26 protein-coding genes and 1 tRNA gene are annotated in these 26,136 nt (G+C 70.9%); 15 read left to right on the top strand and 12 right to left on the bottom strand.

From position 1 onward, the window contains the following. Position 1 precedes the first annotated feature (1 nt). Positions 2–967, top strand: a complete 966-nt coding sequence (locus FFT10_RS01100) for a BMP family lipoprotein (protein WP_137730921.1) — start codon at positions 2–4, stop codon at positions 965–967. 116 nt (positions 968–1,083) lie between these two features. Next, positions 1,084–3,960 carry a valine--tRNA ligase gene (locus FFT10_RS01095; RefSeq protein WP_137730920.1) on the top strand — a complete coding sequence of 959 codons (2,877 nt, stop codon included), beginning with the start codon at positions 1,084–1,086 and terminating at the stop codon, positions 3,958–3,960. A 55-nt stretch (positions 3,961–4,015) separates the two neighbouring features. Here the strand turns inward: FFT10_RS01095 and FFT10_RS01090 are convergent, their stop codons facing one another. Beyond that, on the bottom strand, positions 4,016–4,939 hold the full coding sequence (locus FFT10_RS01090) for an NAD(P)-dependent oxidoreductase (RefSeq protein ID WP_137730919.1): 924 nt from the start codon (positions 4,937–4,939) through the stop codon (positions 4,016–4,018). 72 nt (positions 4,940–5,011) lie between these two features. On the opposite strand from FFT10_RS01090, the gene galU reads away from it, so the two are divergent. Further along, on the top strand, positions 5,012–5,878 hold the full coding sequence (gene galU / locus FFT10_RS01085; RefSeq protein ID WP_137730918.1) for a UTP--glucose-1-phosphate uridylyltransferase GalU: 867 nt from the start codon (positions 5,012–5,014) through the stop codon (positions 5,876–5,878). Positions 5,879–5,892: 14 nt separating this feature from the next. Here galU and FFT10_RS01080 read toward each other — a convergent pair whose 3' ends face one another. From FFT10_RS01080 to cysM, 3 genes are read right to left on the bottom strand one after another with little or no spacing between them, the layout of a single operon-like run. Continuing rightward, positions 5,893–6,120 (bottom strand): sulfurtransferase TusA family protein, encoded by a 228-nt coding sequence (locus FFT10_RS01080; protein WP_137730917.1) that lies wholly within the window; start codon positions 6,118–6,120, stop codon positions 5,893–5,895. A 27-nt stretch (positions 6,121–6,147) separates the two neighbouring features. After that, positions 6,148–6,687 carry an NUDIX hydrolase gene (locus FFT10_RS01075; RefSeq protein WP_137730916.1) on the bottom strand — a complete coding sequence of 180 codons (540 nt, stop codon included), beginning with the start codon at positions 6,685–6,687 and terminating at the stop codon, positions 6,148–6,150. Between the two features lie 14 nt (positions 6,688–6,701). Then, positions 6,702–7,613 (bottom strand): cysteine synthase CysM, encoded by a 912-nt coding sequence (gene cysM, locus FFT10_RS01070; protein ID WP_137730915.1) that lies wholly within the window; start codon positions 7,611–7,613, stop codon positions 6,702–6,704. A 96-nt stretch (positions 7,614–7,709) separates the two neighbouring features. Here cysM and FFT10_RS01065 point away from each other — a divergent pair. The 3 genes from FFT10_RS01065 (at position 7,710) to FFT10_RS01055 (ending at position 9,613) form a co-directional block, all read left to right on the top strand. Next, a tRNA-Leu gene (locus FFT10_RS01065) sits at positions 7,710–7,794 on the top strand. A gap of 46 nt (positions 7,795–7,840) precedes the next feature. Beyond that, positions 7,841–8,446, top strand: a complete 606-nt coding sequence (locus FFT10_RS01060; protein WP_137730914.1) for a rhomboid family intramembrane serine protease — start codon at positions 7,841–7,843, stop codon at positions 8,444–8,446. A gap of 111 nt (positions 8,447–8,557) precedes the next feature. After that, positions 8,558–9,613, top strand: coding sequence for a S1C family serine protease (locus FFT10_RS01055; RefSeq protein WP_137730913.1), 1,056 nt, complete (start codon positions 8,558–8,560; stop codon positions 9,611–9,613). A 15-nt stretch (positions 9,614–9,628) separates the two neighbouring features. Here the strand turns inward: FFT10_RS01055 and FFT10_RS01050 are convergent, their stop codons facing one another. Further along, positions 9,629–10,519, bottom strand: coding sequence for an NAD-dependent epimerase/dehydratase family protein (locus FFT10_RS01050; protein ID WP_137730912.1), 891 nt, complete (start codon positions 10,517–10,519; stop codon positions 9,629–9,631). A gap of 111 nt (positions 10,520–10,630) precedes the next feature. Between FFT10_RS01050 and FFT10_RS01045 the strand changes: the two genes are divergently transcribed. The 9 genes from FFT10_RS01045 to FFT10_RS28540 all read left to right on the top strand — a co-directional run bounded on the left by FFT10_RS01045 (position 10,631) and on the right by FFT10_RS28540 (position 17,852). Continuing rightward, positions 10,631–11,662 carry a CDP-6-deoxy-delta-3,4-glucoseen reductase gene (locus FFT10_RS01045; RefSeq protein WP_137730911.1) on the top strand — a complete coding sequence of 344 codons (1,032 nt, stop codon included), beginning with the start codon at positions 10,631–10,633 and terminating at the stop codon, positions 11,660–11,662. Positions 11,663–11,806: 144 nt separating this feature from the next. After that, positions 11,807–13,369 carry a COG3014 family protein gene (locus FFT10_RS01040; RefSeq protein WP_137730910.1) on the top strand — a complete coding sequence of 521 codons (1,563 nt, stop codon included), beginning with the start codon at positions 11,807–11,809 and terminating at the stop codon, positions 13,367–13,369. A 35-nt stretch (positions 13,370–13,404) separates the two neighbouring features. Next, the gene (locus FFT10_RS01035; RefSeq protein ID WP_137730909.1) at positions 13,405–13,806 is read left to right on the top strand and encodes a YcfL family putative periplasmic lipoprotein; all 402 of its coding nucleotides are present in this window, start codon (positions 13,405–13,407) and stop codon (positions 13,804–13,806) included. Positions 13,807–13,862: 56 nt separating this feature from the next. Then, on the top strand, positions 13,863–14,477 hold the full coding sequence (gene lpoB, locus FFT10_RS01030) for a penicillin-binding protein activator LpoB (RefSeq protein ID WP_137730908.1): 615 nt from the start codon (positions 13,863–13,865) through the stop codon (positions 14,475–14,477). 17 nt (positions 14,478–14,494) lie between these two features. Further along, complete coding sequence (locus FFT10_RS01025; protein WP_137730907.1) at positions 14,495–15,352, top strand: hypothetical protein; 858 nt, start codon at positions 14,495–14,497, stop codon at positions 15,350–15,352. A gap of 9 nt (positions 15,353–15,361) precedes the next feature. Continuing rightward, on the top strand, positions 15,362–16,345 hold the full coding sequence (locus tag FFT10_RS01020; RefSeq protein ID WP_137730906.1) for an alpha/beta hydrolase: 984 nt from the start codon (positions 15,362–15,364) through the stop codon (positions 16,343–16,345). 24 nt (positions 16,346–16,369) lie between these two features. Further along, on the top strand, positions 16,370–17,371 hold the full coding sequence (locus FFT10_RS01015) for a Bug family tripartite tricarboxylate transporter substrate binding protein (RefSeq protein ID WP_137730905.1): 1,002 nt from the start codon (positions 16,370–16,372) through the stop codon (positions 17,369–17,371). Between the two features lie 65 nt (positions 17,372–17,436). Then, a complete protein-coding gene (locus tag FFT10_RS01010; RefSeq protein ID WP_137730904.1) occupies positions 17,437–17,688 on the top strand; it encodes a hypothetical protein in 252 nt (83 codons plus the stop codon). Positions 17,689–17,717: 29 nt separating this feature from the next. Continuing rightward, positions 17,718–17,852 (top strand): hypothetical protein, encoded by a 135-nt coding sequence (locus FFT10_RS28540; RefSeq protein WP_265575314.1) that lies wholly within the window; start codon positions 17,718–17,720, stop codon positions 17,850–17,852. Between the two features lie 23 nt (positions 17,853–17,875). On the opposite strand, the gene mobA is transcribed toward FFT10_RS28540, so the two are convergent. From mobA to FFT10_RS00975, 7 genes are all read right to left on the bottom strand, one after another. Next, on the bottom strand, positions 17,876–18,478 hold the full coding sequence (gene mobA / locus FFT10_RS01005; protein ID WP_137730903.1) for a molybdenum cofactor guanylyltransferase MobA: 603 nt from the start codon (positions 18,476–18,478) through the stop codon (positions 17,876–17,878). Further along, complete coding sequence (locus tag FFT10_RS01000; RefSeq protein ID WP_137730902.1) at positions 18,479–19,114, bottom strand: TorD/DmsD family molecular chaperone; 636 nt, start codon at positions 19,112–19,114, stop codon at positions 18,479–18,481. It abuts the gene before it with no gap. Between the two features lie 11 nt (positions 19,115–19,125). After that, complete coding sequence (locus FFT10_RS00995) at positions 19,126–21,369, bottom strand: 4Fe-4S binding protein (protein WP_162520667.1); 2,244 nt, start codon at positions 21,367–21,369, stop codon at positions 19,126–19,128. Further along, positions 21,275–21,871, bottom strand: coding sequence for a DUF3306 domain-containing protein (locus FFT10_RS00990; RefSeq protein ID WP_137730901.1), 597 nt, complete (start codon positions 21,869–21,871; stop codon positions 21,275–21,277). Before FFT10_RS00990 ends, FFT10_RS00995 begins: the two co-directional genes overlap by 95 nt. A gap of 8 nt (positions 21,872–21,879) precedes the next feature. Beyond that, complete coding sequence (locus FFT10_RS00985; protein WP_137730900.1) at positions 21,880–22,359, bottom strand: DUF3305 domain-containing protein; 480 nt, start codon at positions 22,357–22,359, stop codon at positions 21,880–21,882. Positions 22,360–22,434: 75 nt separating this feature from the next. Next, positions 22,435–24,531, bottom strand: a complete 2,097-nt coding sequence (locus tag FFT10_RS00980) for a sensor histidine kinase (protein WP_228026901.1) — start codon at positions 24,529–24,531, stop codon at positions 22,435–22,437. Then, positions 24,528–25,973, bottom strand: a complete 1,446-nt coding sequence (locus FFT10_RS00975) for a sigma-54-dependent transcriptional regulator (RefSeq protein WP_137730899.1) — start codon at positions 25,971–25,973, stop codon at positions 24,528–24,530. Before FFT10_RS00975 ends, FFT10_RS00980 begins: the two co-directional genes overlap by 4 nt. Between the last annotated feature and the right edge of the window lie 163 nt (positions 25,974–26,136).

Here is a 26,136-nt window from a genome sequence, read left to right as displayed (position 1 = left end):
GATGCGGCGGGCGTTGGGGCTGGCGCTGCTGGGCGCTGCGCTGGCCGGCAACGCACTGGCCCAGCCCGCTGTCATCTACGAACTCGGCGGCAAGGCCGACCGTTCGTTCAACCAGGCTGCGTTTGAAGGCGCCGAACGCTGGCGCCAGGCCACCGGCGGCCGCTACCTGGAGTTCGAGGTGGCGCAGTCGGCCCAGCGTGAGCAGGCGGCGCGCCGCTTCGCCCAGCGCGGCGCGGCGCCGGTGGTGGCCATCGGCTTTCCGCAGGCCTCGGCCGTCGCCACGGTGGCCAAGGAGTTTCCGCAGACGCCGTTCGCCATCATCGATGCGGTGGTGGATCTGCCGAATGTGCAAAGCGTCATCTACCGCGAGCACGAAGGCGCCTTCCTGGTCGGCCTGCTCGCGGCCATGGCCAGCAAGAGCGGCAAGATCGGCTTCGTCGGCGGGCAGGACATTCCGCTGGTGCGCAAGTTCCTCTGCGGCTATGAGCAGGGCGCCCGCCACGCCAACCCCAAGGTGCAGGTGCTGTCCGCCATGTCGGGCAGCACACCGGCCGCCTGGACCGATCCGGCCCGCGGCGCCGAACTGACCAAGACCCAGATCGCCCAGGGCGTGGATGTGGTGTTCGCCGCCGCCGGCACCACCGGCCTGGGCATCATGCAGGCGGCCAGGGATGGCGGCATCCTGGCCATCGGTGTCGACAGCAACCAGAACCACCTGCACCCCGGCACCATGCTCACCTCGATGGTCAAGCGGGTCGACCGCGCGGTGGAGCAGGCCTTCCGCGGCGTGCAGCCCGGCATCACCACGCTGGGACTGAAGGAAGGCGGCGTCGACTATGCGGTCGACCAGCACAACGACAAGCTGCTGACCCCAGCCATGCGCCAGGCCGCCGAGACGGCGCGTGCCGCCATCGTGGCCGGCCGGCTGAAGGTGACCGACTACACGGTGGCCAACACCTGCCGCTGAGGCCGCGCCCAGCCTCCGCGCCGCCCGGCCGGGGGCCGGCTTCTACAATCGGTCATCCCCTCTGACCTGCCTGACGCCACCGGTGCACACCGCGGGCCGGGCGCCTTGCTGCTCCCATGACCGAACTCGCCAAATCCTTCGAACCCGCCGCCATCGAAGCCCGCTGGGCGCCGCTGTGGGAGCAGAGCGGGGTCTACGCGCCGTCGCTGGACCCGGCGAAGCCCTCGTTCTGCATCCAGCTGCCGCCGCCCAACGTCACCGGCACGCTGCACATGGGCCACGCGTTCAACCAGACCATCATGGACGCGCTGACCCGCTACCACCGCATGGGCGGCTTCAACACCCTGTGGGTGCCGGGCACCGACCATGCCGGCATTGCCACGCAGATCGTGGTGGAGCGGCAGCTGCAGGAACAGGGCGTCAGCCGGCATGACCTGGGCCGGGAGGCCTTCACCGCCAAGGTGTGGGACTGGAAGGCCCAGAGCGGCGCCACCATCACCCGGCAGATGCGCCGCATGGGCGACAGCGTGAGCTGGGACCGTGAGTACTTCACGATGGACCCGCAGCTGTCGCAGACAGTGACCGAGACCTTCGTGCGGCTGTACGAGGAAGGCCTGATCTACCGTGGCAAGCGCCTGGTCAGCTGGGATCCGGTGCTCAAGAGCGCGGTGTCCGACCTGGAGGTGGAGAGCGAGGAGGAAGACGGCTTCCTCTGGCACATCCGCTATCCCCTGGCTGACGGCAGCGGCAGCCTGGTGGTGGCCACCACCCGCCCCGAGACCATGCTGGGCGACACCGCGGTGATGGTGCACCCGGAGGACGAGCGCTACACCGGGTTCATCGGCAAGCAGGTGAAGCTGCCGATCACCGGCCGTCTGGTGCCGGTGATCGCCGATGCCTATGTCGACAAGGCCTTCGGCACCGGCGTGGTGAAGGTGACGCCGGCGCACGACACGAATGACTACCAGGTCGGCCTGCGGCACAACCTGGAGATGCTGACCATCTTCACCCTGGACGCCAAGGTGTGGGACGGCGCACCCGAGGCCTACCGCGGCCTCGACCGCTTCGTCGCCCGCAAGCAGATCGTCGCCCAGCTGGACGCCGAAGGCCTGCTGGTCGAGACCAAGAAGCACCGCCTGCCGGTGCCACGCTGCGCCCGCACCGGCCAGGTGATCGAGCCGATGCTGACCGACCAGTGGTTCGTCGCGATGACCAAGCCCGGCGCCGGTGGCAAGAGCATCGCCCAGCAGGCCATCGACGTGGTGGCCTCGGGCGAGGTGCAGTTCGTGCCCGAGCAATGGGTGAACACCTACAACCAGTGGATGAAGAACATCCAGGACTGGTGCATCAGCCGCCAGCTGTGGTGGGGCCACCAGATCCCGGCCTGGTACGGCGATGGTGGCGAGCTGTTCGTGGCGCGGGATGAAGACAGCGCCCGCGCCCAGGCCACGGCGGCCGGCTACACCGGCCCGCTCCAGCGCGACCCCGACGTGCTGGACACCTGGTACTCCAGTGCCCTGGTGCCCTTCTCCACCCTGGGCTGGCCGGCCCAGACCATCGAGCAGGACCTGTTCCTGCCCAGCAGCGTGCTGGTGACCGGCCACGACATCATCTTCTTCTGGGTCGCCCGGATGATCATGATGACGAAGCACTTCACCGGCAAGGTGCCCTTCCGCCACGTCTACATCCACGGCCTGGTGCTGGATGCGCAAGGCAAGAAGATGAGCAAGAGCGAGGGCAATGTGCTCGATCCGGTCGACCTGATCGACGGCATCGCCCTGGCACCGCTGCTGGACAAGCGCACCACCGGCCTGCGCAAGCCCGAGACCGCGCCCAAGGTGCGCAAGGCCACCGAGAAGGAGTTTCCCGAGGGCATCCCCGCCTATGGCGCCGATGCGCTGCGCTTCACCTTCGCCGCCATGGCCACGCTGGGCCGCACCGTCAACTTCGACACCAAGCGCTGCGAGGGCTACCGCAACTTCTGCAACAAGCTGTGGAACGCCACCCGCTTCGTGCTGATGCACTGCGAAGGCCAGGACTGCGGCCTGAAGGAGCACACCAAGGCCGAATGCCAGCCCGGCGGCCCGGCGCACGGCTACATGCGCTTCAGCGCGGCCGACAAGTGGATCAGCAGCGAGCTGCAGCGTGTGGAGGCGGCGGTGGCCGAGGGCTTCGCCAGCTACCGGCTGGACAACGTGGCCAACGGCATCTACCAGTTCGTCTGGGATGCCTACTGCGACTGGTACCTGGAGATCGCCAAGGTGCAGATCCAGAACGGCGATGCTGCCCAGCAGCGGGCCACCCGCCGCACACTCATCCGCACGCTGGAGACGGTGCTGCGCCTGCTGCATCCGGTGGCACCGTTCGTCACCGCCGAGCTGTGGGACACGGTGGCGGTGGTGGCCGGCCGCAAGGCCGCCGGCAGCGCCGACACCATTGCCAGCGCGCCCTATCCGCAGGCCCAGCTGGACAAGATCGACCCGGCCTCGGACGCCTGGATGGAGCGCCTGAAGACAGTGGTGGCGGCCAGCCGCAGCCTGCGCAGCGAGATGGGCCTGTCGCCGGCCGAACGGGTGCCGATGCTGGTGCGCGGACACAGCGCCGACGATGCCGCCTTCATCGACGCGGCCGGCCCGCTGCTGCAGGCGCTCGCCAAGCTGTCGGGCGTGCGCCGCATCGACGACGAGGCCGTCTTCGCGGCCGAGAGCGCCAGCTCACCGGTGGTGGTGCAGGCCGGCCTGCGCCTGGCGCTGCAGGTGCAGGTGGACGTGGCGGCGGAACGCGCCCGCCTGGGCAAGGAGATCACCCGGCTTGCGGGCGAAGTGGCCAAGGCCGAGGCCAAGCTGGGCAATGAGAGCTTCGTGGCGCGGGCGCCGGCCACGGTGGTGGCGCAGGAGCGCGAGCGCATTGCCGGCTTCAGCCAGACGCTGCTGCGGTTGAAGGAACAGCTGGCCCGCCTGCCGGTGGCTGAGCCCGGACACCAACCGTCCTGAGGACGGTTGGTGCCTGGCGAAGCGGCCGAGCTCTGCGAGGCCGTGGACGCGACGCTCAGCTGACCGGCACCATGTCGGTGCCCGGCTGCAGCAGGTCGTCGATGCGGCGGGCCACATCCCAGGCTGCCCGCACCCGCGATTCCAGCGTGGTGCTGGCCACCCGCGGCGTCACCTGCAGGGTGTCGATCTGGTGCAGCAGGCGCCCCGGCCCCAGCAGGCCGGGCTCCACGCTGTCGAACCAGGCAGCCGCCATGCGGCCCGAGCCCAGCACATCGGCCAACGCGTTCTCGTCGAACAGGCTGGTCGAGGCCAGGCTCACCAGCACCTGGTTGGGCTTGCAGAAGCCCAGGTAGCGCTCGCCCAGCAGGCCCTGGTAGCGGGTGAAGTAGGTCAGCATCACGCAGACGGCGTCGCTCTGCTCCATCAGCTCGCGCAGGCTCACCGGCTCCACCAGCCAGCGCGCCCACAGCGGATCGCTGGCATGCAGCGTCGGGTCGTAGCCGATCACCCGTGTGCCGAAGGCCTGCAGCAGCTGCGCGGTGGGCTGGGCCGCCGGGCTCATGCCGATCAGGCCGACGGTGGCACTGCCCAGCTCGCGGCCCACCAGCAGACCCTCGGGGTTGACCACGGGCACGCGCCGCAGCATCTGCAGCAGCGCACCGATCATGAACTCGGCCTCGGCCTGGGCGGTGGCGTCACTGGGCCGCACCACTTCGACACCCGCACGGGCGCAGGCCTCGAAGTCGATGTTCTCGGCACCGGCCGACAGCCGGCCCACCGCCCGCAGCTGCGGCGCACGCGACAGCGCATCCGCATCAAGCGCCACCGTGGGCGGAATGATCAGCGCCTGCACACTGCGCAACGCCTGGCGCAGGCCGCGCGGGTCACGGGCCAGATCGGGCGCGTAGCGCACCGCATGCCGTGCCACCAGCCACTGCATCACCTCCGGATCAAGCGGCTCGACGATCAGGACCACCACGCAGCCCTCACGTCCTGGCGCCACATCTGCATGCCAGAATCAACTTGCTCCCTCACAACGACGAGTCATCCAATGTTTGTCAAGAAGGCGATTTTCCCGGTGGCCGGCCTCGGCACCCGTTTCCTGCCTGCGACCAAGGCGCAGCCGAAGGAGATGCTGCCGGTGGTGGACAAACCCCTCATCCAGTATGCGGTGGAAGAAGCGTATGCCGCGGGCGTGCGGGAGATGATCTTTGTGACAGGTCGCCACAAACGACCGATCGAAGATCACTTTGACATGACCTTCGAGTTGGAGGTAGCCCTGGAACAGGCGGGCAAGGAAGAGCTCTTGCATGTGGTACGCAGTGTGAAGCCGCATGACATGGAATGCATCTACGTGCGCCAGGCGCAGGCACTGGGCCTGGGCCATGCGGTGCTGTGCGGCCAGCGCCTGGTGGGCAACGAGCCCTTCGCGGTGCTGCTGGCCGACGACCTGATGGTCGGCAGCCCGCCAGTGCTCAAGCAGATGGTCGAGCAGTTCAACGAGTGGCGCGCCTCCATCCTGGCGGTGCAGGAGGTGCCGCTGGAGCACACCCGGCGCTATGGCATCGTCGACGGCATCCGCGTCAACGACCGGCTGGTCGATGTCAACCGCATCGTCGAGAAGCCGGCGCCCGAAGACGCACCCTCGCGCCTGGGCGTGGCCGGGCGCTACATCCTGACGCCTGGCGTGTTCCACGAGATCGCGAGCCAGCCGCGCGGCGTGGGTGGCGAGATCCAGCTGACCGACGGCATCGCCTCGCTGTTGCGCCGCGAGAAGGTGTTCGCCTTCCGCTACGAAGGGCAGCGCTACGACTGCGGCAGCAAGGAAGGCTTCCTGCAGGCCAACGTCGAGCTGGCGCTCAACCACCCCGAGGTCGGCGCCAGCTTCCGCGCCTATCTGCAGGGCCTGCACCTCTGAGGCCCGGCGCCGGCTCAGCGTCGGCGCATCAGGTGCACGAACTCGTTGCCGATGCTGGTCTGCTCGACCAGTTCGTGGCCAGTCTGCCGCGCGAAGGCCTGGAAATCGCGCAACGAGCCCGGGTCGGTCGACACCACCTTCAGCACCTCGCCGCTCTGCAGTGCGGCCAGTGCCTTCTTGGCCTTCAGGATGGGCAGCGGGCAGTTCAGGCCGCGGGTGTCGAGTTCTTGGGTGGCGTCCATGGTGGTCGGTGGTGGTTGGCAGGGTGGTCAGCCGCGGCGCGGCAGGTCCATGAAGCGCGGCTCGATGCCGCGCCGGCGCAGCCAGGCGGCCAGCGCATAGCCGGTGCCGGCGGGCCAGCAGACCAGGTCCTCGGGCGCGTACAGCTTGTACTCGGCCAGCTCGGGTGACAGCCGCACCTCGCCGCGGGCCAGTGCGTGGTAGGCGATGATGACCTGGTTCATGCGCTGGAAGTCGTAGACGCCGATCAGGTCCAGCGACAGCACCTCCAGGTTGGTCTCCTCGGCCACCTCGCGGGTGATGCCTTCCTCGGGCGTCTCGCCGGCCTCCATGAAGCCGGTGATCAGCGCGAACATGCGACCCGACCAGGCCGCGTTGCGGGCCAGCAGCACCCGGCCGCCCTGGTCGGCGCATTCGATGATGGCAGCCAGCACCGGCGTCGGGTTGTTCCAGTGCGTCCACTGGCAGGCCGGGCAGCGCAGGCGGGTCTTGAGGCCGCCGTCCTCCAGGCTTTCGGTGGGCTGCAGCTCGGTGCTGCAGGATGGGCAGAAGCGGAAGGCGTGGGCCATGGCAATCCTTGCGGTCAGGCCGGAAACACGCCGGTCGACAGGTAGCGCTCGCCACGGTCGCAGACGATGAAGACGATGGTGGCCTCGGTCAGCTGCTGGGCCAGCTGCAGCGCCACCCAGGCGGCGCCAGCGGCCGAGATGCCGGCAAACAGCCCTTCCTGCCGCGCCAGGCGGCGTGCCATGTCCTCGGCATCGGCCTGGCTGACAAGCACCAGTTCGTCCACCTGCGCGGGGTCGTAGATCTTCGGCAGGTAGGCCTCGGGCCACTTGCGGATGCCGGGGATGCGCGAGCCCTCGGCCGGCTGGGCGCCGACGATGCGCACGTTCGGGTTCTGCTGCTTCAGGTACCGCCCCACCCCGGTGATGGTGCCGGTGGTGCCCATCGCGCTGACGAAGTGCGTCACCCGCCCACCGGTCTGCTGCCAGATCTCCGGGCCGGTGGTCTCGAAGTGGATGCGCGGGTTGTCGCCGTTGGCGAACTGGTCGAGCACGCGGCCCTTGCCGTCGCGCTGCATCTGCTCGGCCAGGTCGCGGGCGTACTCCATGCCGCCAGAGCGGGGCGTGAGGATCAGTTCGGCGCCATAGGCCTTCATCGTCTGGGCCCGCTCGATGGACAGGTCCTCCGGCATGATCAGCACCATGTGGTAGCCGCGGATGGCGGCGGCCATGGCCAGCGCGATGCCGGTGTTGCCCGATGTGGCCTCGATCAGGGTGTCGCCGGGGCGGATGTCACCGCGCTCCTCGGCACGGCGGATCATGCTCATCGCCGGCCGGTCCTTCACCGAGCCGGCCGGATTGTTGCCCTCCAGCTTGCCCAGCACCACGTTGCCGCGGCTGTCGCTGGTGGGCCCGGGCAGGCGTTGCAGGCGCACGACCGGCGTCTGGCCGATCACGTCTTCGATGGTGGGATAGGGATTGCGCGACAAGTGACACCTCCTGCCCGGATTGTGTCAGCCGCCGCCTGGGCCCGCTGAACACGCGTGACATAATCGCAGACCGCGGCAAGCTCCTCGCTGCGGCCTGCCCGCGTGACGAAATCGGTAGACGTAGCGGATTCAAAATCCGCCGCCGCAAGGCGTGCCAGTTCGAGTCTGGCCGCGGGCACCACACCCCTCCCCCGGCTTGCGCCGCCCCAGCTGCCCAACGCTCCTCCATGCCGCCTCTGCCCCCGGTCACCCAGGCGTTGATGATCATCTGCTCTGCAGTGTTCTTTGCACAGACGCTGCTGCGCTTCCTGCCGCTGGAACCGCTGTTCGCGCTGTGGCCGCTGGGCAGCGGCGGCTTCTGGCCCTGGCAGGTGCTGACCTACGCCTTCCTGCACGGCGATTTCATGCACCTGTTCTTCAACATGCTGGGCATGTGGATGTTCGGCAGCGAGCTCGAGCGCCTGTGGGGCCCGCGCCGCTACCTGCAGTTGCTGGCCGCCAGCGTGGTGGCGGCGGCCCTGGTGCAGCTGGTGTTCACCATGCTCACCGGCTCGGGCGCGCCCACGGTGGGCGCCTCGGGCGGTCTGTACGGTTTGCTGCTGTCCTTCGGCATGCTGTTCCCCAACCGGGTGATCGTGCCGCTGATTCCGCCCATCCCGATGAAGGCGCGCACCTTCGTGCTGGTGTTCGGCGCGATCGAGCTGCTGTCGGGCCTGTGGGGGCCGAGCGGCGTCGCCCACTTCGCCCACCTGGGCGGCATGCTGGGCGCCTGGCTGATGCTCAGCTGGTGGCGCGGCCGCCTGCCCTTCGGCGGCCCGCCACGCCGGCGCTGAGCCCACCACGCCGGCCCTGACCGGCGACTGCCGCTGCATCCCCCCGTGTGGACAGGGGTCAGCGGAACGGTTCATGCTTGCAGCCTGGCCCACCACGTCGGGAGTGCTGCGATGAAGCGTCGTCTGTCCCAGGGTTCCACTGTCGCCTGGACCATGCTGCTGGCCGTGCTGGCTGCCGTTCTGCTGTTGATGCCGGAGGCGCAGGCGGCCGATGCCCCGTTGAGCGACCAGTCGCGCGCCCTGCAGCGCGCGCAGCAGTCCGTGCTCGGCGTGGAAACCGTGGCGGTGGATGAGGCGCGGTCCGCCAACACACTGGGCAAGGCGCGGCAGGGCTCCGGTGTGCTGATCAGCCAGGACGGTCTGGTGCTGACCATCGGCTACCTGGTGTTGGAGGCCGAGCGGGTGGAACTGCTGCGTGACGACGGCCGCCGCGTGCCGGCGCGGGTGGTGGGCTATGACGTGGCCACCGGCTTCGGCCTGCTGCAGGCGCTGGCGCCACTGGGCCTGGAGCCCGCGCCGCTGGGCCGCGCCGACCGGCTGGTTGCGGAGCAGCCGCTGATGGTGGCCAGCGGCGGGGACGATGGTGCGGTCAGCGTGGCCGAGCTGGTGGCCCGCCGGCCGTTCTCGGGCTACTGGGAGTACCACATCGACGGCGCGCTGTTCACCGCACCGCCGCGGCGCGACCACAGCGGCGCCGGCCTGTTCAACACCGCCGGTGAGCTGGTGGGCATCGGCTCGCTGGTGGTGGCCGATGCCACCGGTGCCGCAGCCGGCCCGACGCCAGCGCCACGGCGCAGCGGCAACATGTTCGTGCCGGTGGATCTCGTCACGCCCATCCTGGCCGATTTGCGACAGCAGGGGTTCGGCGCGGCCAGCCGGCGGGCCTGGCTGGGGCTGAACTGCGCCGAGGTCGAGGGCCGCATCCGCGTGGTGCGGGTCAGCGACGACAGCCCGGCCGATGTGGCCGGCCTGGCGGTGGGCGACCGCATCCTGCGCATCGACGGCACCGAGGTGCAGACGCTGGCCGGCCTGTGGCAGGCACTGTGGGCCGGCGGCGCGCCCGAGCGCGAGATCAGCCTGATGATCGAGCGGGCCGACGGCCAGCAGACGCTGAAGGTCCACAGCGTCGATCGCATGAAGACGCTGCGGCGCGCCCAGGGCATCTGAGGCGGCCTGGCCGGATCAGGCCAGCAGGCCGGTGGCCACCGTCGGGTGGCGCAGGCGCAAGCGCAATTCCTGCTTCAGCCGCCGGTTCAGCAGCCGGCGGGATTCACCCATGAAGCTCAGCTGCATTGGCGACAACACGGCCGCCGCCTCGGCGCGCGACAGGCGCGGCGGCCGCGGCAGGCCGCAGAGGTCGGCGGCCAGGTCGAAGTAGTCGCCCATGCGCAGGTCGGTGTCGTCGCAGACGTTGACCACCCGTTGCCGGCCGCCACGCCACAGCGCTGCCACGCAGGCCCGCGCCAGATCGTCGGCATGGATGTGGTTGGTGTAGACGTCGTCCTCGGCGCGCAGCGCCGGCGTGCCGCGGGCCAGCCGTTCACGCGGGTGGCCGCCGGGCCGGTCACCGGCATAGATGCCCGGGATGCGCAGCAGGGTCACCGCCGCGCCGGTGGCCAGGCCAAAGGCGCGCAGCCGGGCTTCGGCATCCACCCGGCGCCAGGCGCGGTCGGTGCCCGGTGCCACGGCGCGGGTCTCGTCGAACTTCGCGCCCTGGGCATCGCCATAGACCCCGGTGGTGCTGCCGTAGACCAGCCGCTGCACCCGGCCACCGCGGGCCAGGGCCTGCAGCAGGTGCGCGGTGCGGGTGTCGGTGCGGCCGTGCGACGGCGGCGGTGCCAGGTGCAGCACCCGGTCGGCCAGGCTGCCGATGCGGGCCAGGCTGGCGGCATCGTCCAGGTTGCCCAGCACCGGCACGGCGCCGGCGGCACGCAGCGTGGCCTGGCGCTCGGGTGACGAGGTCAACGCCAGCAGCCGCCAGCGGCCGCGCAGCAGCCGCAGCACCCGCAAGCCGACATCACCGCAGCCCACCACCAGCAGGCTGGGCTGGCGGGTCATGGCGGCGGCGGGCATGGTCGACAAGGGGCGCGGGGCACAATTGCAACGAGTTTACGTGCCGGCTTCCCTGCCCCCTGGCGCACTGTTCCACCCTTTTCTTCCGCGGTCCGCACCGCCCTGCCCGGCATGACCCTGCGCATCACCCTCCAACCCTCGGGCCTGGTCTTCCAGGTGCAGCGTGACGAAACCCTGCTGGCTGCGGCCATCCGTCAGGGCGTGGGCTTGCCTTACGGCTGCAAGGATGGCGCCTGCGGTTCCTGCAAGAGCCGGCTGCTCGACGGCCGGGTGCTGCATGGCGCCCACCAGCTGAAGGCCCTGACCGCGACCGAGGAGGAAGCCGGCCTGGTGCTGACCTGCTGCGCCACGCCGCAGACCGACTGCACGCTGGAGGCCCGCAGCGTGCCTGGCGCTGGCGAGTACCCGGTGCTGAAGATGCCCACCCGCGTGCTGGCGATCCACCGCCCGGCGCCCGATGTGGCGGTGCTGCGGCTGCAACTGCCGGCCAACCAGCGCTTCCAGTACCACGCCGGCCAGTACATCGAGTTCATCCTGCGCGACGGTGCCCGCCGCAGCTACTCGATGGCCAATGCGCCCTCGCGGCTGGACAACCCACCCTCCATCGAGCTGCACATCCGCCACCTGCCCGGCGGACTGTTCACCGACCAGGTGTTCAGCACCCTGAAGGAGAAGGACATCCTGCGCATGGAAGGGCCGTTCGGCAGCTTTTTCCTGCGGGAGTCGGCCAAGCCCATCATCCTGCTGGCCTCGGGCACCGGCCTGGCGCCGGTGAAGGCGCTGATCGAGCAGTTGCGCGACACCGGTGACACACGCCCGGCCTGGCTGTACTGGGGCTGCCGCACCCGCCGCGACCTGTACCTGCATGACTGGGCGCTGCAGACCGCTGCCGACTGGCCCCAGCTGCGCTACATCCCGGTGCTGTCGGACGCACCGGCCGGTGATGCCTGGCGCGGGCGCATCGGCCTGGTGCACCAGGCGGTGATGGCCGACTGGCCCGACCTGTCCGGCCACCAGGTCTATGCCTGCGGCACGCCGGCCATGGTGGACGCAGCGCAGACCGACCTGATCGCGCACCGCAACCTGGCGGCTGACGACTTCATCGCCGATGCCTTCACCTCCGAGGCGGACAAGCTTCGTTGAACTTGTGCACGGACCCTGGATGCAGGGGGGCAACTTCGCGCAACAGTCTGGAAACACTTTGATAAAGTGGTTCGAGGCGAGGACGAGCCGCGGCGACTGACCGTGCGCCTCCTCGGATCAGAACATCCAGATCAGGGAGAAGCGATGCTTTCTAGGCAGTTGGCCCAGCGGGCCGTGGTGGTGGCCGTGGTCGTCTTGACCGGTTGCGCCAACATGGAGAGCCACGACAAGCTGGCCACCCAGGTGCAGGCGGCCAACACCGCCGGTGGCCCGGCCGCCGCGCTGAAGCAGCTGGAGGCCTCGGCCACCACCGACGACGCCCGCAAGGCGCTGCTGTTCAACCTGGAGCGTGGCGAGTTGCTGCGCCAGAACAGGCAGTACAAGGACAGCACCGCCGCCTGGCTGGTCGCCGATGCCAAGGTCAACGAGTGGGAAAACACGGCCAAGACCGATCCGAACAAGCTGTTCGGCATGGTCGGGGCCACGCTGATCAGCGAGCGCCTGAAGCCCTATGAGGGCCAGGACTACGAGAAGGTCTGGCTGACCACCCGACTGGCGCTGAACCGCATCGCCGAGAACGACTGGGACAACGCCCGCGTCGACATCAAGCGCACCCATGAGCGCGAGGCCGTGATCGCCGAGCTGCGCTCCAAGGAGACGCTGGCCGCCGAGCAGGAGGCCAAGGCCAAGGGCGCCCAGGTCACCAACAAGGAGATCAACGGCTACCCGGTCGAGAGCCTGAACGATCCCGAGGTGCTGAAGCTCAAGAACGGCTACCAGAACGCCCTCAGCCACTACCTGGCCGGCTTCCTCTACGAGGTTCTGAACGAAGGCGGCCTGGCCGCGCCGGGCTACCGCAAGGCGATCGAGCTCAAGCCCGACACGCCGGTGCTGATGGAAGGCCTGCGTGGGCTGGACGACCGCACCAGCTTCACCCACCGCCGCAAGCAGCGCATGACCGATGTGCTGTTCGTGCTGGAATCCGGCACCGCACCGGCGCGCAAGCCCAGGAACTTCACCATCCCGGTGCCCGTCGCGGGCCGCTTGAATTCCGTCAGCATCTCCTACCCGGTGATCGAGCCCAGCGTGCAGCCGGGTCCGTCGCGGCTGACCCTGGGAGACGTGACGCTGCAGCCGGCCGTGGTGGCCGACCTGAACGTGATGGCGCGCCGGGCCCTGAAGGACGAGATGCCCGGCATGATGATGCGTGGCGTGGTGCGCGCCGTCGCCAAGGGCGTGGTGCAGAACGAGCTGAACAAGGCCGCCGGCCCGCTGGGCGGCTTGATCGGCGCGGCCGCGGCCATCGCCACCGAGCAGGCCGACGACCGCATCTGGCGCACGCTGCCGGGCGTGGTGTCGGTGGCGCGGGGCTATCTGCCGGCTGGCGAACACCGCCTGCTGGTCGACGGCCGCGACACCGGCCAGGTGGTCACGGTCGCCGGCCAGTACATGCTGGTGCCGGTGCAGCTGCTCGGCGCCGCTGTCACCGTGGGCCAGGCCACCAGCTTCGGTCAGCTGGCCGCTGGCGCGCCGGCTGCCGCGCCGTCGGCCGCCACATCGGTGCCCAGCAACCTGGTCACGCCCGCTTCCACCGCCGCACCGGCCAAGCCGGCCGCCAGGCCTGCGGCCAAGCCTGCTGCACAACCGGCGGCGCCCAAGCCCACCGCGAAGCCGGCTGCCGCCACCGGCGCCGTCACCAAGCCCTGAGCAACCACAAGACCACGCAGGAAGGACCGACACCGATGAACACCCTCCTCCGCACTGGCGCACTGTGTGCCGCGTTGCTGCTGTCGCAAACGGCTTCTGCCCAGTTGTTCCGCCCGGCCGACAACGCCCCACCCAGCCCGCCGGCCGTGGCCGGCAAGCTGGCCACCCGCGGCGAACTCAAGGGCATCCGCGTCTACGAGATGCGCATGGTGCGCCGCAACGACGTGCTGGTGGTCGAGGCCGACATCAGCAACACCCTGAACGACGACCGCTTCGTCTACTACCGCTTCAAGTGGATGGACGGCGGCGGCATGCAGGTCGGCGACGGCGAGAGCTGGAAGCAGCTCAAGGTGATGGGCCAGCAGGTCCAGACCGTCAAGGCCGTGGCGCCGAATGCACGGGGCGAGGACTTCCGCCTCGAGTTCAACGTCGAATGACGCCGCGCCACGCCAGCACCAACTGCACCCTGCAACAGAACCCGGAGCCCCTCTCCATGCAACCCACCCGCCGCATCTCCCTGCTCTGCCTGGCCGGCCTGGCCGTGCTGGCCACGGGCTGCGAGACCAACAAGGTCTCGTCGCCGGTCATCCGCTTCGACCGCCAGACCACCAACTACGGTGACGCCAAGGGCGTCGAACTGGTCACCAACGAGTTCGGCTCCACCGACCTGCAGATGATCGCCGAGAAGATGACCGGCAGCCTGCTCGAGACCGGCATCTTCCAGGGCCGGCCGACGGTGACGATCTCGACGGTCAAGAACAAGACCAGCGAGTACATCGACACCACCAACGTGATGAACTCGATCCAGACCGCGCTGGTCAAGTCGGGCAAGGTGCGCTTCACCCGCAGCATCCAGGAGATGCAGGCCGGTGTCGATGAGCTCACCCGGCAGAACCAGAGCGGCCTGTACAAGCAGGGCACCACCGCCAAGGTGGGCAACATGACGGCGGCCAAGTTCAGCGTCGAAGGCGAGCTCACCAGCATCGTCAAGCAGAACAGCCAGACCAAGGACGTGTACTACAAGTTCACGCTCAAGCTGTTCGATGTGTCCGAGGGCACCATCGAATGGCAGGACGAGAAAGAAATCCGCAAGACCACCAAGAAGTGAGCCACGGGGAGCCAACCATGAAGCAACTGTTGACGACGGCCCTGCTGGGGCTGGCCTGCACCGCGGTGTTCGCGCAGCCGCGCATCGCCGTGACCGACCTGGCCTACACCCAGGCCGTGGCCGAGTACTTCGAAGCCGCCACGATGAAGGAGCAGTCCACGCTGAACGCCAACCGCAACAGCCTGTCGGCCAGCCACCAGGCCAGCGGCACCTATGTGGCCGGCCGCTACAGCTATGTGGAGCAGCGTGAGCTGGGCTCGTTCACCAACGACATCAAGGGCGCGCTGCTCAAGGGCACGAACTTCCGCCTGGTGCAGGGCAAGATGTTCGACGCCGGCGCGCCGCAGCCCACCAAGGCCGAGCAGGTGCTCAACCAGCTGCAGGGCGGCAAGATGGCCAAGCCGGTGGCCCAGCCCCAGGTGCACGACATCATCGCCCGCATCAAGAAGGGCGAGTTCCCGGGCGCCGACTATGTGCTGTTCGGCACCCTGACCAGCCTGCAGTTCCGCGACACCGTGTCCACCATCCAGGGCACCACCAACGCCAGCCACATCTTCAGCCTCGACCTGGTGGCCGATTTCTCGCTGATCAGCACCAAGACCTACGAGATCAAGGCGTCGTTCTCGGCCCAGGGTGAAGGGTCGGAGACCAAGCTGCTGTCCAACCGCGGCGATGTGCTGCCGCCCAACCGCGGCAAGGTGATCCGCGACACGAGCAAGACGCTGGCCGGCAATGTGTTCGAGCAGTTCAGCGACCAGATCAGCATGGCCGAGACCGGCATGGCGCGGCAGATCCGGCCGACCGCCGGCAGCCGCGACGTGCAATCGCCGGCCGCGCCGCCGGCCCGCACCGAATCGGTGACCACGCTGCGCTGACCGCGCCGGGTGGTCCACCCCCACACGGCCGCGCCAGGGTTCTGGCGCGGCTTTGTCGTTCTGGGCGCTGCCGCGCTGCTGGCCGCCGCCGCTGGCGCCCAGCCATTGCCGCCGGCAGGCCCCGACGCACGTTTTGCGGCACTGGCCACCGAGCCGGACGATGGCGCCGTGCTGGTCCGGCCGGCGCTGCGCGCCCCGGCGCGCTGGCGGGTGCTGATCGTGCCCGGCTCGGGCTGCGCCAGCCTGGCGCCATCGGCCGACCGGCTGGCCCGCGGCCTGCGGCAGGCCCAGGTGGTGCTGCTGCAGAAGCCGGCGCTGTCGCCGCCCGGCCAGCCCTGCAGCCGCGCGCACCTGCAGGCCGACAACCTGGCCGACTGGCAGCAGCGCGCCCTGCGCCTGGCCGCGCAGGGTCTGGCCAGCACCGATGCCCAGCTGCCGCTGGTGCTGGTGGGCCTGTCCGAAGGCGCCGAACTGCTGCCCGGCCTGGCCGCGGCGCGTGCGGCGGTCGCCGCGCTGGTGCTGGTCGGGCATGCCGGGCTGGACCCGGCCGAGGCCGGCGCGCTGCAGGCGGCGCGCCAGGGTCAATCCGCCGCCTGGTGGACGCTGATGGCCGAGACCCGTGGCGCGCGCGACGACGATGCCCTGCTGCAGGGCCGCCACTGGCGCTACTGGCAGGTGCTGCAGCGCTGGCCGTTGCAGGCGCCGCTGCTGGCCGATGCGCGCCCGCTGCTGCGCGCCTGGGGCGGCGCCGATGCGCTGATGCCGGCCACCGCCTACCAGCGCTTTGCTGACCTGGCGCGGCGGCGTCCGGCACCGTTCTGCGACATCCGCTTCCCCCGCACCGACCATGAACTGCGCGAGCCCGGCGCCGACCGGCTGCAGCAGCTGTGGCGCTGGCTGGACCAGACGGCCGCAGCCATGGCCACCCAGCCCGGCGCGACAATCCCGCTGCAGGATTGCGCCGCCTGGCAGGCCGAGGCCGCGCAGCCCTGACCCTTCAGCTCCTCTGCCGCCACCATGCCCCAGACCCCCACCAACCCCACCCGCCGCCAGCTGCTGGCCGCCACCAGCCTGGCCCTGCTGCCGGGCTGGGCCGCGGCCCAGCCGTCCCGCCCCATCCGCCTGATCGTGCCCTACCCGCCCGGCGGCCCGCTGGACGTGGTGGCCCGCCTGCTGGCCAACGCGGTGAAGGACAGCCTGGGAACGGTGGTGGTCGACAACAAGCCCGGTGCCGGTGGCAACCTGGGCGCCGACCTGGCCGCCAAGGCCGCGCCCGATGGCCTGACCATCGTGATGGGCGCCGTGGCCACCCATGCCATCAACCCCTGGCTGTTCAGCAAGCTGCCCTACGACCCGGTGCGCGACTTCACGCCCATCACCCGCGTGGCCATGGTGCCCAACGTGCTGGTGATGAATGCCGCCGCGGCCGACCGTCTGAAGATCGGCAACCTGGCCGACCTGGTGGCCCATGCCCGCGCCAACCCGGGCAGGCTGAACTACGGCTCCGGCGGCAACGGCAGCGCCGGCCACCTGGCCGGCGAGATGTTCAAGACCCAGGCCGGGCTGTTCATCGTGCACATCCCCTATGCCGGCGGCAACCCGGCGCAGCTGGGCCTGCTGTCGGGCCAGGTGGATCTGAACTTCGACAACCTGGCGAGTGCTGCCGCCAACATCCAGGCCGGCAAGCTGAAGGCGCTGGCGGTGACCACCGCCGCCCGCGCCAGCGCCATGCCCGCCCTGCCCACGGTGGCCGAGGCCGGGCGCAGCCTGGGGCTGGGCCAGTTCGACGTGGGCACCTGGTTCGGCCTCTTCGGCCCGGCCGGCCTGCCGCCAGAGGTGCTGGTGCGGCTGCACAAGGCCTTCAGCGAGGCGCTGGGCGCGCCCGAGGTCAAGGCCCGCATGGCCCAGCTGATGGCCGAGCCGTCGCCCACCACGCCCGAGCAGTTCAGCGCCTTCGTCAAGGCCGAGCTGGCCAAATACGGGCCGGTGGTGAAGGCCTCGGGCGCCAAGGTGGACTGACGCAGCGCGCGCAGGCGCGGCCCTGTCCTACAGCCCGGCGCCTGCGCAGGGCGCAAGCTGCGGGCATGCCTGCCCACCACCGCGTCCGCACCGTGCTGCACCTGGCCGTCCCGGCCCTGCTGGCCTGCGCGGCCGGCCCCACCTGGGCGCAGCCCCGACCCGTGGGCCCGCCAGCCTCGGCCGCGGTGGCACCAGCGCCCGCCGCATCCGCCGGCGGCCTGAGCGATGCCGTGGCCCGCTGCGAAGCCCGGCCCGACGGGCTGGAGAAGCGCGCCTGCCGCCGCGCCCTGGCGCACCAGTCGCCTGGCCGCACCTGACCCCCGATTTCCCCACCCCGAAAGCACCCATGTCCAAAGGCCAACGCGGCAACAAGGAAGCGAAGAAACCCAAGGCCGTGCCGGCAGCGCCGGTGCCCGAGGCCGTGGCCGGCGTGCTGCCGTCTGGCCGCAGCGCGCCGCTGCCGCACCCCAAGAAGCGCTGACGAGGGCTGGGGCCCGCGGCCGCTCAGCGCGGCTGCAGGCGCTGCAGTTCGTCCAGCGTGTTGGCGTTGAAGAAGGCGTCGGCGTCGTCGAACACCACGGTGGCGCAGCGGTGCTGGCCGGTCCAGCGGTCGATCTTGCGCTGCCCGCCCTGGGTGAAGGCGACCAGGCTTTCCAGCAGCGTGGTGGCCATCAGGCAGAACACCGGCTGCACCTGCAACTGGCCGTCTTCCCGTGTGGCGGCCATCGCGATCTCGGCGTCCTCGGCCACCAGGGCGGCGGCCAGGCGCTCGACCAGATCGACGGGAAAGTTCGGCGTGTCGCAGGGCACGGTGACCAGGTAGGGCGTCTCGCAGCGCTCCAGCCCGGCCAGGAAGCCGGCCAGCGGGCCCGGGTAGTCGGCCAGCGCATCGGGCCACACCGGCACGCCCATCGATTCATAGGCCGCCAGGTTGCGGTTGGCGTTGATCATCAGTGCTCCCACCTGCGGCTGCAGTCGCAGCAGCGCCTGCATCGCCAGCGGCAGGCCCAGGTGGTTCTGCAGGCCCTTGTCGACACCGCCCATGCGGCTGCCGCGGCCGCCGGCCAGGATCAGGCCGGTGATCTGCTCGGTCGGGATGGCGGACATTCAGGTCTCCAGCAGGTCGAAGGCCTGGGTCTCGACCTCGATGAAGGCCGCGGTGAAGCCGGCCACCGCCCGCCACACCTGGGCGCGCGGATGCGCGGCCGTCGCATCGCACAGCTGCGCCGCCCAGGGCTGCAGGTGCTGGCGGAAGAAGCGGCGCTGCTGCTCCAGGTTGCACACCGCGATATCGTCGCCGGCGATCAGGTAGCGCATCACCTCCAGCACGAAGGCGATGTGGTCCTCGGTCTCCAGCCGGTCACCGTCGCGCGCCAGGCCCAGTGCGGCGAGGTCGCTGCGCAGCGTGGCCAGCGGCTTCTCGTTCAGGTAACCGGTCAGGTAGAACGAGCCGTAGGCCAACACCTCGGGTTTGCCGACGCCGTGGAACAACGCGGCGTGCTCGGCGGCGGCCGCATCGACGGTGGTGGCGCGCATCGCCGCCACCAGATCGCCCCAGGGTGCCTCCAGGTGGCCACCAGGCTGCGGTGCCTGGGTGACGGCCACCTCGAACTGCTGCAGCAGCGCGGCATCGGGTGGCGTCAGCCACAGGCTGGCCAGCAGGCCGTAGAGCTCGGCGCGGGCCAGTTCCTCGCTGTCGTCGGCGGTGGCGAAGCTCAAGGCCCGCAGGTGGGGGTCGGACATGGTTGGGCCGCTCACAGGTCGGTGATCTTCACTTCGTTCGGATTGGTGTGGATGTCGATCACCCGGCAGTCACCGCACATCTTCAGCCGCTGGGCCGCAGCGCCCTGGAAGGCCGGATGGCCGCCCAGCTTGGCGATCATGCCCTCGATGGCGCGCAGCGTGCCGAAGGGCTTGCCGCAGCGCACGCAGGCAAACGGTTCCACCTCGTGCAGCACCCGGGCGGCGGCGCGTGCCTTGCCGCCATCGGCCAGCCACAGCCGCGGCTGCAGGGTGATGGCCGATTCGGGGCAGGTGGTGGCACACAGGCCGCACTGCACGCAGTTCTTCTCGATGAAGCGCAGTTGCGGCTTGTCGGGGTTGTCGGCCAGCGCGCCGGCCGGGCAGGCGCCGACACAGCTCAGGCACAGGGTGCAGGCGGCGGTGTCGACCTGCAGGCTGCCGAAGGGTGCGCCAGCGGCGGGCAGCGGGATGGTCTCGGCCGGCACCGGCGCCTGGGCGAGCAGGTGGTCCAGCGCCAGGTCCAGCGTGCCGCGCTTGTCGCCCTGGGCAGCGAAGCTGGCGGGGCGGGCGACGGTCTTCGCCGGGGCGGCGCGCAGCGCGGCATCCAGCGCGGCCAGGTCACGCGCATCGCGGGCTTCGATCAGCCGCAGGTGCTCGCCGGCATAGCCCAGGCCGGTCAGCACGGCATTGGCCACGGCCATCTGGGCGGCCAGGGCGTCGCGGTACTCGGGCGCCTCCTCGTCAGTGAGCAGCACCCACACCTGGCTGGCGCCCTGGGCCTTGGCGGCCAGCCACAGGTCCAGGCCCACGCTGGCGGTGTGCCACAGCGCCACCGGCAGCACCCGCGCCGGCACGCCGTGCAGGCCGCCCTGGGCCAGGGTGGCACGGCGGTCGCTGCGGGCCGCGCGGCCCAGCTCGTCGATCAGGCGGGCGCCGGCGCCTTCGCTGTGCAGCAGCAAGGCCGCATCGCGGCCACCGGCGCGGGCATAGGTCTGCAGCAGGGTGCGCAGCCGCCTGCCCTGGTCCACCGGGCCGGGATAGGCGAAGGACATGGCGCCGCTGGGGCACACCGTGCTGCAGGCGCCGCAGCCGACGCACAGGTGCGGGTCGACCACCACGCCGCCGCCCTGCCCCGCCGGTGCGCCGGGTGCCGGTGCGCCGGGCACCGGGCCGCGGCTCTTGCCGGTGCGCTTGCCCTTCAGGCTGGCATCGCTGCGGATGGCGCGGGCCGAGCACACGTCGATGCAGGCGGTGCAGCCGGTCTGCTGGTTGCGGCTGTGCGCGCACAGGCTCTGGCGGTACTGGAAGAAGCGCGGCTTCTCGAAATCACCCACCCGCTCGCGCAGGTCCAGCACCGCGGCCATCAACCGGCGCTCGTCGCCACCGGCATGGAGGTAGCCCTGCGGCGGCTGGTGCTGGGTGAAGTGCGGCTGCGGCCGCAGGTCCAGCACCAGGTCGAAGGTCTCGCTGACGGTGACCGGCTCGCGCTGGAAGTCGATGGCGCCGGCGGCTTCGCAGACGCGCACGCAGTCGCGGTGGTTCTTGCACAGCGCCAGGTCGACCTGGTAACTGAAGTCGATCGCGCCTTCTGGGCAGGCATCGACGCAGGCATTGCAGCGGGTGCACAGGTCCAGGTCGATCGGGTTGGACGTGGTCCAGCTGGCTTCGAAGCGGCCCAGGTGCCCGGTCAGGCCGGTGAGCTGGCCGCTGTGCACCGCATGCTGGTGCTGCTGCGCCAGCGCGCCGCCGGGCTGGGTGACCAGCAGGCTGACCTGCAGCTTGTCGGCCAGCAGCGCGGCGGCGCGCTCGGCCGCCTCGGCCCCGCCGATCACCAGGCAGCGGCCGGCGCTGTGGTAGCCGACGGTGCCCACCGGCTCGGCATCGGGCAGCTGGGCGGCGGCGATCAGCGCGGCCAGCTTGGGCGTGGCCTGCGCGGCATCACGCGACCAGCCGCCGGTCTCGCGCAGGTTGACGAAGTGGATGGGCCGCACATCCGGCCCGGCGCTGCCTTCGGTGGCGGCATTCAGCTCGGTGAACAGCCGGCTTTCCTGGGTGCAGGCCACCAGCAGCGGCTCGGCCTGGCCGGCGGTGGCCACGGCGGCGCGCTGGAACTGGCCGGCCTCGCGCCGGCACAGGCCGCTCAGCGGGGTGTCGATGCCCTCAGCACTGGCGCCCGGCGTCTGGGCCAGGGCCTTGGCCAGCGCTGGCCGGTCCAGCGGCATCGTGCGGTTGCAGTCGCAAAGCAGCATCTTCATCGGGAGTGGCCTGGGCCAGTGGAGTGGGGTTGGGTGCCGCGTCAGCCGCGGCATCGGGGGTGGGTGGTTCGTCGGCGAACAGGCCGAGGGCCTGTGACTGCACCATCTGCCGCAGCATGCCGGCCGGCAGCGGATCGGGAATGCCGTAGTCGTCGATGTAGGTGTCCAGCCCGTCCATCAGGTTGAAGTGCGGGTCGGTGAACAGCTGCTTCAGCGCAGCGTTCTTGACGCCCGTGTCGACGCCGGGGGCGACGAAGCGGGTGTAGTCGCTGTCGCGGGTGAGCAGGGCCACGTCGGCCAGCGTGGGCGGGGGTGGCGCTTCCGGCACCGCGGACACCGGCTCGGCGGCGGCCACCGGCGCGGGCGGCACGGGCGTCGGGCTGACCGGTTGCGCCACCGCCGCCGGCACCGGCTCGACCGGCGCCACACCCTGGCGCACCAGCGCCTTGCGGCGTGACCAGCGCGACAGGAAGCCGCTGTCGTCAGGCGGGGCGTCGGCCATGGCGGGGCTCAGCGCTCGCCCGGCGCCTTGAACGACGCCGGCCGCCGCCGCTGCTTGGGCTCGGGCCGGTGGTGTTCGTCGACGAAGGCCTGCAGCCAGCCGCACAGCGGATCGGGCAGCGGCAGGTTGTCCACCCGCTCCTGCGCGTCCATCAGGCGGCCGGCCTCGTTGTACGACAGCGTGACCAGCTCGGGCCAGGCGCGCGATGGGTCATCCTCGTCCACCCGCCACATCACGAACCACACCGGCGTGCCGGTGCTCAGGTTCAGGTAGTAGCCTTCGGCCTCGTCGCGGTGCAGGGTGACGCCCAGGCCGGTGTGCAGCACCTGGGCGGTGCGGCCGTCATCGCGCAGGGTGCGCGGACCGGCGCCCAGCCCGCCTTCGTCCACCAGCACCTCGGCAATGCGGAAGCGCCAGTCCTCCCAGGCATTGGGGGCCTTCTGGCGTTCGATCACCACCGCCACGGGGCAAAACGTTGTGGGCTGCATCGCGGCGCGAGTCTAGCGGCGGGGGGTGCGACAGGTTGTCGCATCCGGCCGCCGGAGGCCATGCCCCAGGGTTTGTCAGGAGCTGCCGGCCGCCGGCTCGGGCTCGGTCAGCAGCAGCACCGTCAGCACCGCGCCGGCGCCCTCGGCGGCCGGGCGGTTGCCGGCGGTGATGTCACCGCCATAGCGCTCCACCAGGCTGCGGCTGATCCACAGGCCCAGGCCGGTGCCGTCCTTCTTGCGGGTGACGAAGGGCTGGAACAGCTCGCGCAGCAGCTCGTCGGCCAGGCCGGGGCCGGTGTCGGCCACGGCGATGGCGACGCCGGGCCGGCCTTGGGCATCGGTCCAGTCCTGCGTGGCCAGCGTCAGCGTGCCGCCCCCGGGCATGGCGTGGATGGCGTTGACCATCAGGTTCACCAGCACCTGCTGCAGCTCCTGGCGGTTGATGCCGGCGGCGCGGCTGGCCTGGTAGCGGCGGTCGATGGTGATGCTGCTGCGCGCCAGCAGGTGGCCGGTGAGCACCAGGCAATCCTCCAGCGTGCGCTGCGGGTCCACCACCTCGACATAGCCGGCGTATTCGTTCGGCCGGGCGAACTGCAGCAGCTGGGTGACGATCAGCCGCATGCGCTCGATCTGCTGGTCGACCAGGTTCAGCTCGTCGGCCACCGGCCGTGCATGCGCACCCAGCAGTTCACGCACCAGGTCGAGGTTGCCCTGGATCACCGCGATCGGGTTGTTCACCTCGTGGGCGATGCTGGCGGTGAGCTGGCCCACGGCAGCCATCTTCTCGGCGCGCAGCAGCTGGCTCTGCGCGGCCTGCAGCTCGCGGGTGCGGCCTTCCAGTGCCTCGGTGCGCTGGGCCACCTTGGCGTCCAGCTCGGCATTCCAGCGCTGCAGCGCGGCGGTCTTGTCGGCGATGGTGTCGAGCAGGTGGTCCAGGTGGCCGGCCAGCGCACCGATCTCGTCGCCGCCCGGCACCGGGCCCACCCGCGCCTGCAGCGCGCCGCCCTCCACGTCGGCCATGGTCTGGGCCATCTGCTCCAGCGGCCGGAAGATCTGCCGCGCCCAGCGGGCCGACCACAGCGCCGCGGCGATCATCACCGCGAAGAACACCGCGCCGATGCCGGCCAGCACGCCGTACTTCAGCCAGGTGAAGGGCCGCTCCAGGTAGCCGACGTAGAGCATGCCCACCCGCTGGCCGCCGGCATCGGCCAGTGGGGCATAGGCCGAGACATACCAGTCGTTGACGACGAAGGCGCGGTCCAGCCAGGTGCTGCCGCGGCCCAGCACCGCGTCGCGCACCGCCATCGACACCCGGGTGCCGATGGCGCGCTGGCCGCCGGCGGCGGCGCCCTCCGCATCGAACAGCCGCACGTTGGTGGAGATGCGCACATCGTCGAGGAACAGCGTGGCCGTGCCGCGGCTGCCGAAGGGCAGTGCGCCGTCGGGGTAGACGATGGCGTTGATGTGGTCGATGAACGGCAGGTTCTGGTTCAGCAGCACGCCGGCCTGCACCCAGGCCAGCAGGCGGCCGGCGGCATCGTGCACCGGCGCGCTGGCCTGCAGCACCATGGCCCGGTCCTCATGGCTGCGCTGCGTGGGCTGGGCATTGCGGGTGGCCACCAGGGGCACGGCCACCCGCGCCCGCAGTGCCGGTGCCAGCAGGCCCTGCTGCGCCGGGGACAGCACGGCCACGGTGGCCACGGCGCGGCGGCCGTCCGCCGCGTGCGCCACCGGCAGCGGCGCTGCCACGCCAGCGGCCAGCGTGGCGCCGTCCACGTCGGCGGCCAGCAGGCGGCCGTCGGCGCTGCGCAGGTTGATGAAGTCCAGCCCCTCGCGTTGCTGGAAGCGCAGCAGCAGCGGGCGCAGCTGCGCCGCGTCCAGCGCGCCCGGGCCGTTCAGCGCGGCATGCAGGGCCTGGGAATCGGCCACCGCCCGGGTGCTGGCCGCCACCTCGCCCTGCACCCGCTCGAAGTAGCCGTGGGCCACGGCCAGATCGGAGCGCACCTTGGTGATCAGCAACCGGTCCAGCGCCGCATTGCCCCAGACCAGCAGCACCACACCCAGCAGCGGCAGCACGCCCAGCAGCGGCAGCAGCACCATCGCCAGCAGCTTGCGGCGGATGGGCCACTGCGCGAAGCGGGCCCCCGCCGGCGGGCCACGGTGGCTGTTCACCCGCCCTGGCCCCACTCGGCCACGCGGCGCTCCAGCGTGCGGCGGGAGATGCCCAGCAGCTGCGCAGCGCGGGTCTTGTCGCCGCCCACGCTGTCGAGCACCGCCAGGATGTGCTGCTTCTCCAGCGTGTGCAGGTCGGTGGTGGCGGGCAGCGCGGTGGTGCCGGCAGCAGCTGCCGTGCGCGGCGCGCCGGCCTCCTGCCGGCGGTCCTGCCGGGCCAGGCCCTGGTACAGCGCCGACACATTCAGCGCCCCCAGGATCAGCGAGCGCTCGATCAGGTTGCGCAGCTCGCGCACATTGCCGGGCCAGTCGTACTGCTGCAGGTAGCGCAGCTCGTCGTCGGTCACGGTGATCGGCGGCACGCCCAGGCGCGGTGCCAGCGTGGCGATGAAATGCGCCACCAGCGCGGCCATGTCCTCCTTGTGCGCGCGCAGCGGCGGCAGGTTGATCTCGACCACCTGCAGGCGGTAGTACAGGTCCTTGCGGAAGCGGCCGGCCTCCACCTCGTCGGCCAGCTTGCGGTGGGTGGCGGCGACGATGCGCACATCCACCGGGATCTCCTGCTCGCTGCCCACCGGGCGGATGCGCCGCTCCTCCAGCACCCGCAGCAGCGTGGCCTGCTGGGCCGGCGGCAGCTCGCCGATCTCGTCGAGGAACAGCGTGCCGCCCTGGGCATAGACGAACAGGCCGTCGCGCCCCGGCCGACCGCTGCCGGGCGTGCTGCCGGTGATCTGCGCCTGGCCGAACAGCTCGCTGTCGATCAGCTCGGGCGACAGCGTGGCGCAGTTCACCGGCACGAAGGGCCCGGCCGCGCGCGGGCTGTTGTGGTGCAGGGCCAGTGCGGCCAGTTCCTTGCCGGTGCCCGATTCACCGGTCAGCAGCACGATGCTGTCGACCGCCGCCACCCGCTGCAGCGCGGCCTGCAGGCCCTTGATGGCGATGGAGTCACCCACCAGGCCATCGGCCGCGGGCGTGGCCTGGTGCAGCGCCCGGCGCAGCACCCAGTTCTCGCGCCGCAGGCCGGCCCGCTCCAGGCCCTGGCGCAGCGCATTGAGGATCTGCGTCACCCGGAAGGGCTTGAGGATGAAGTCGCTGGCGCCGGCGCGCAGCGCCTCGATGGCGGTGTCCAGGTCGGCGAAGGCGGTGATCAGCACCACCTCGCCATCGAAGCCGCGCTCGCGCAGTGCCTTCAGCCAGCTGATGCCGCTGATGCCTGGCAAGGCGATGTCCAGCACCACCAGGTCGTAGCGGTGGCGGCGCACCAGGTCGTCCGCCGCTTCGGCCGAGGCGGCGCTGTGCACCTGGCCCACCCGCGGCTGCAGCGTCTTCTCCAGGAAGTGGCGCATGCCGGGCTCATCGTCGACCACCAGCACCGCGGCCAGCGGCCAGTGTTCGCGCGGGGCGGTGGCGGGCTGCAGGCTGGGATCGGCGGTGTCGGGCATGGTGGTGTCGCGGGCAGCGGATTGTAGGAAGCCCGCGACCGCCGACAGTTTGTCCAGCCGACTGGACAGCGTGCGACAAGTTGTCCATCGCCCACCCGGGCCGGCCCGAATTGCCGCAGGGTTAGCCCTGATCCCTAATCCTGGCGTGGATATGCAGTGCCGT

Origin of the sequence: Pseudaquabacterium pictum (assembly GCF_005403045.1) — a bacterium.
GTDB classification, from domain to species: domain Bacteria; phylum Pseudomonadota; class Gammaproteobacteria; order Burkholderiales; family Burkholderiaceae_C; genus Pseudaquabacterium; species Pseudaquabacterium pictum.
This window is presented reverse-complemented; position numbering and strand designations above follow the sequence as displayed.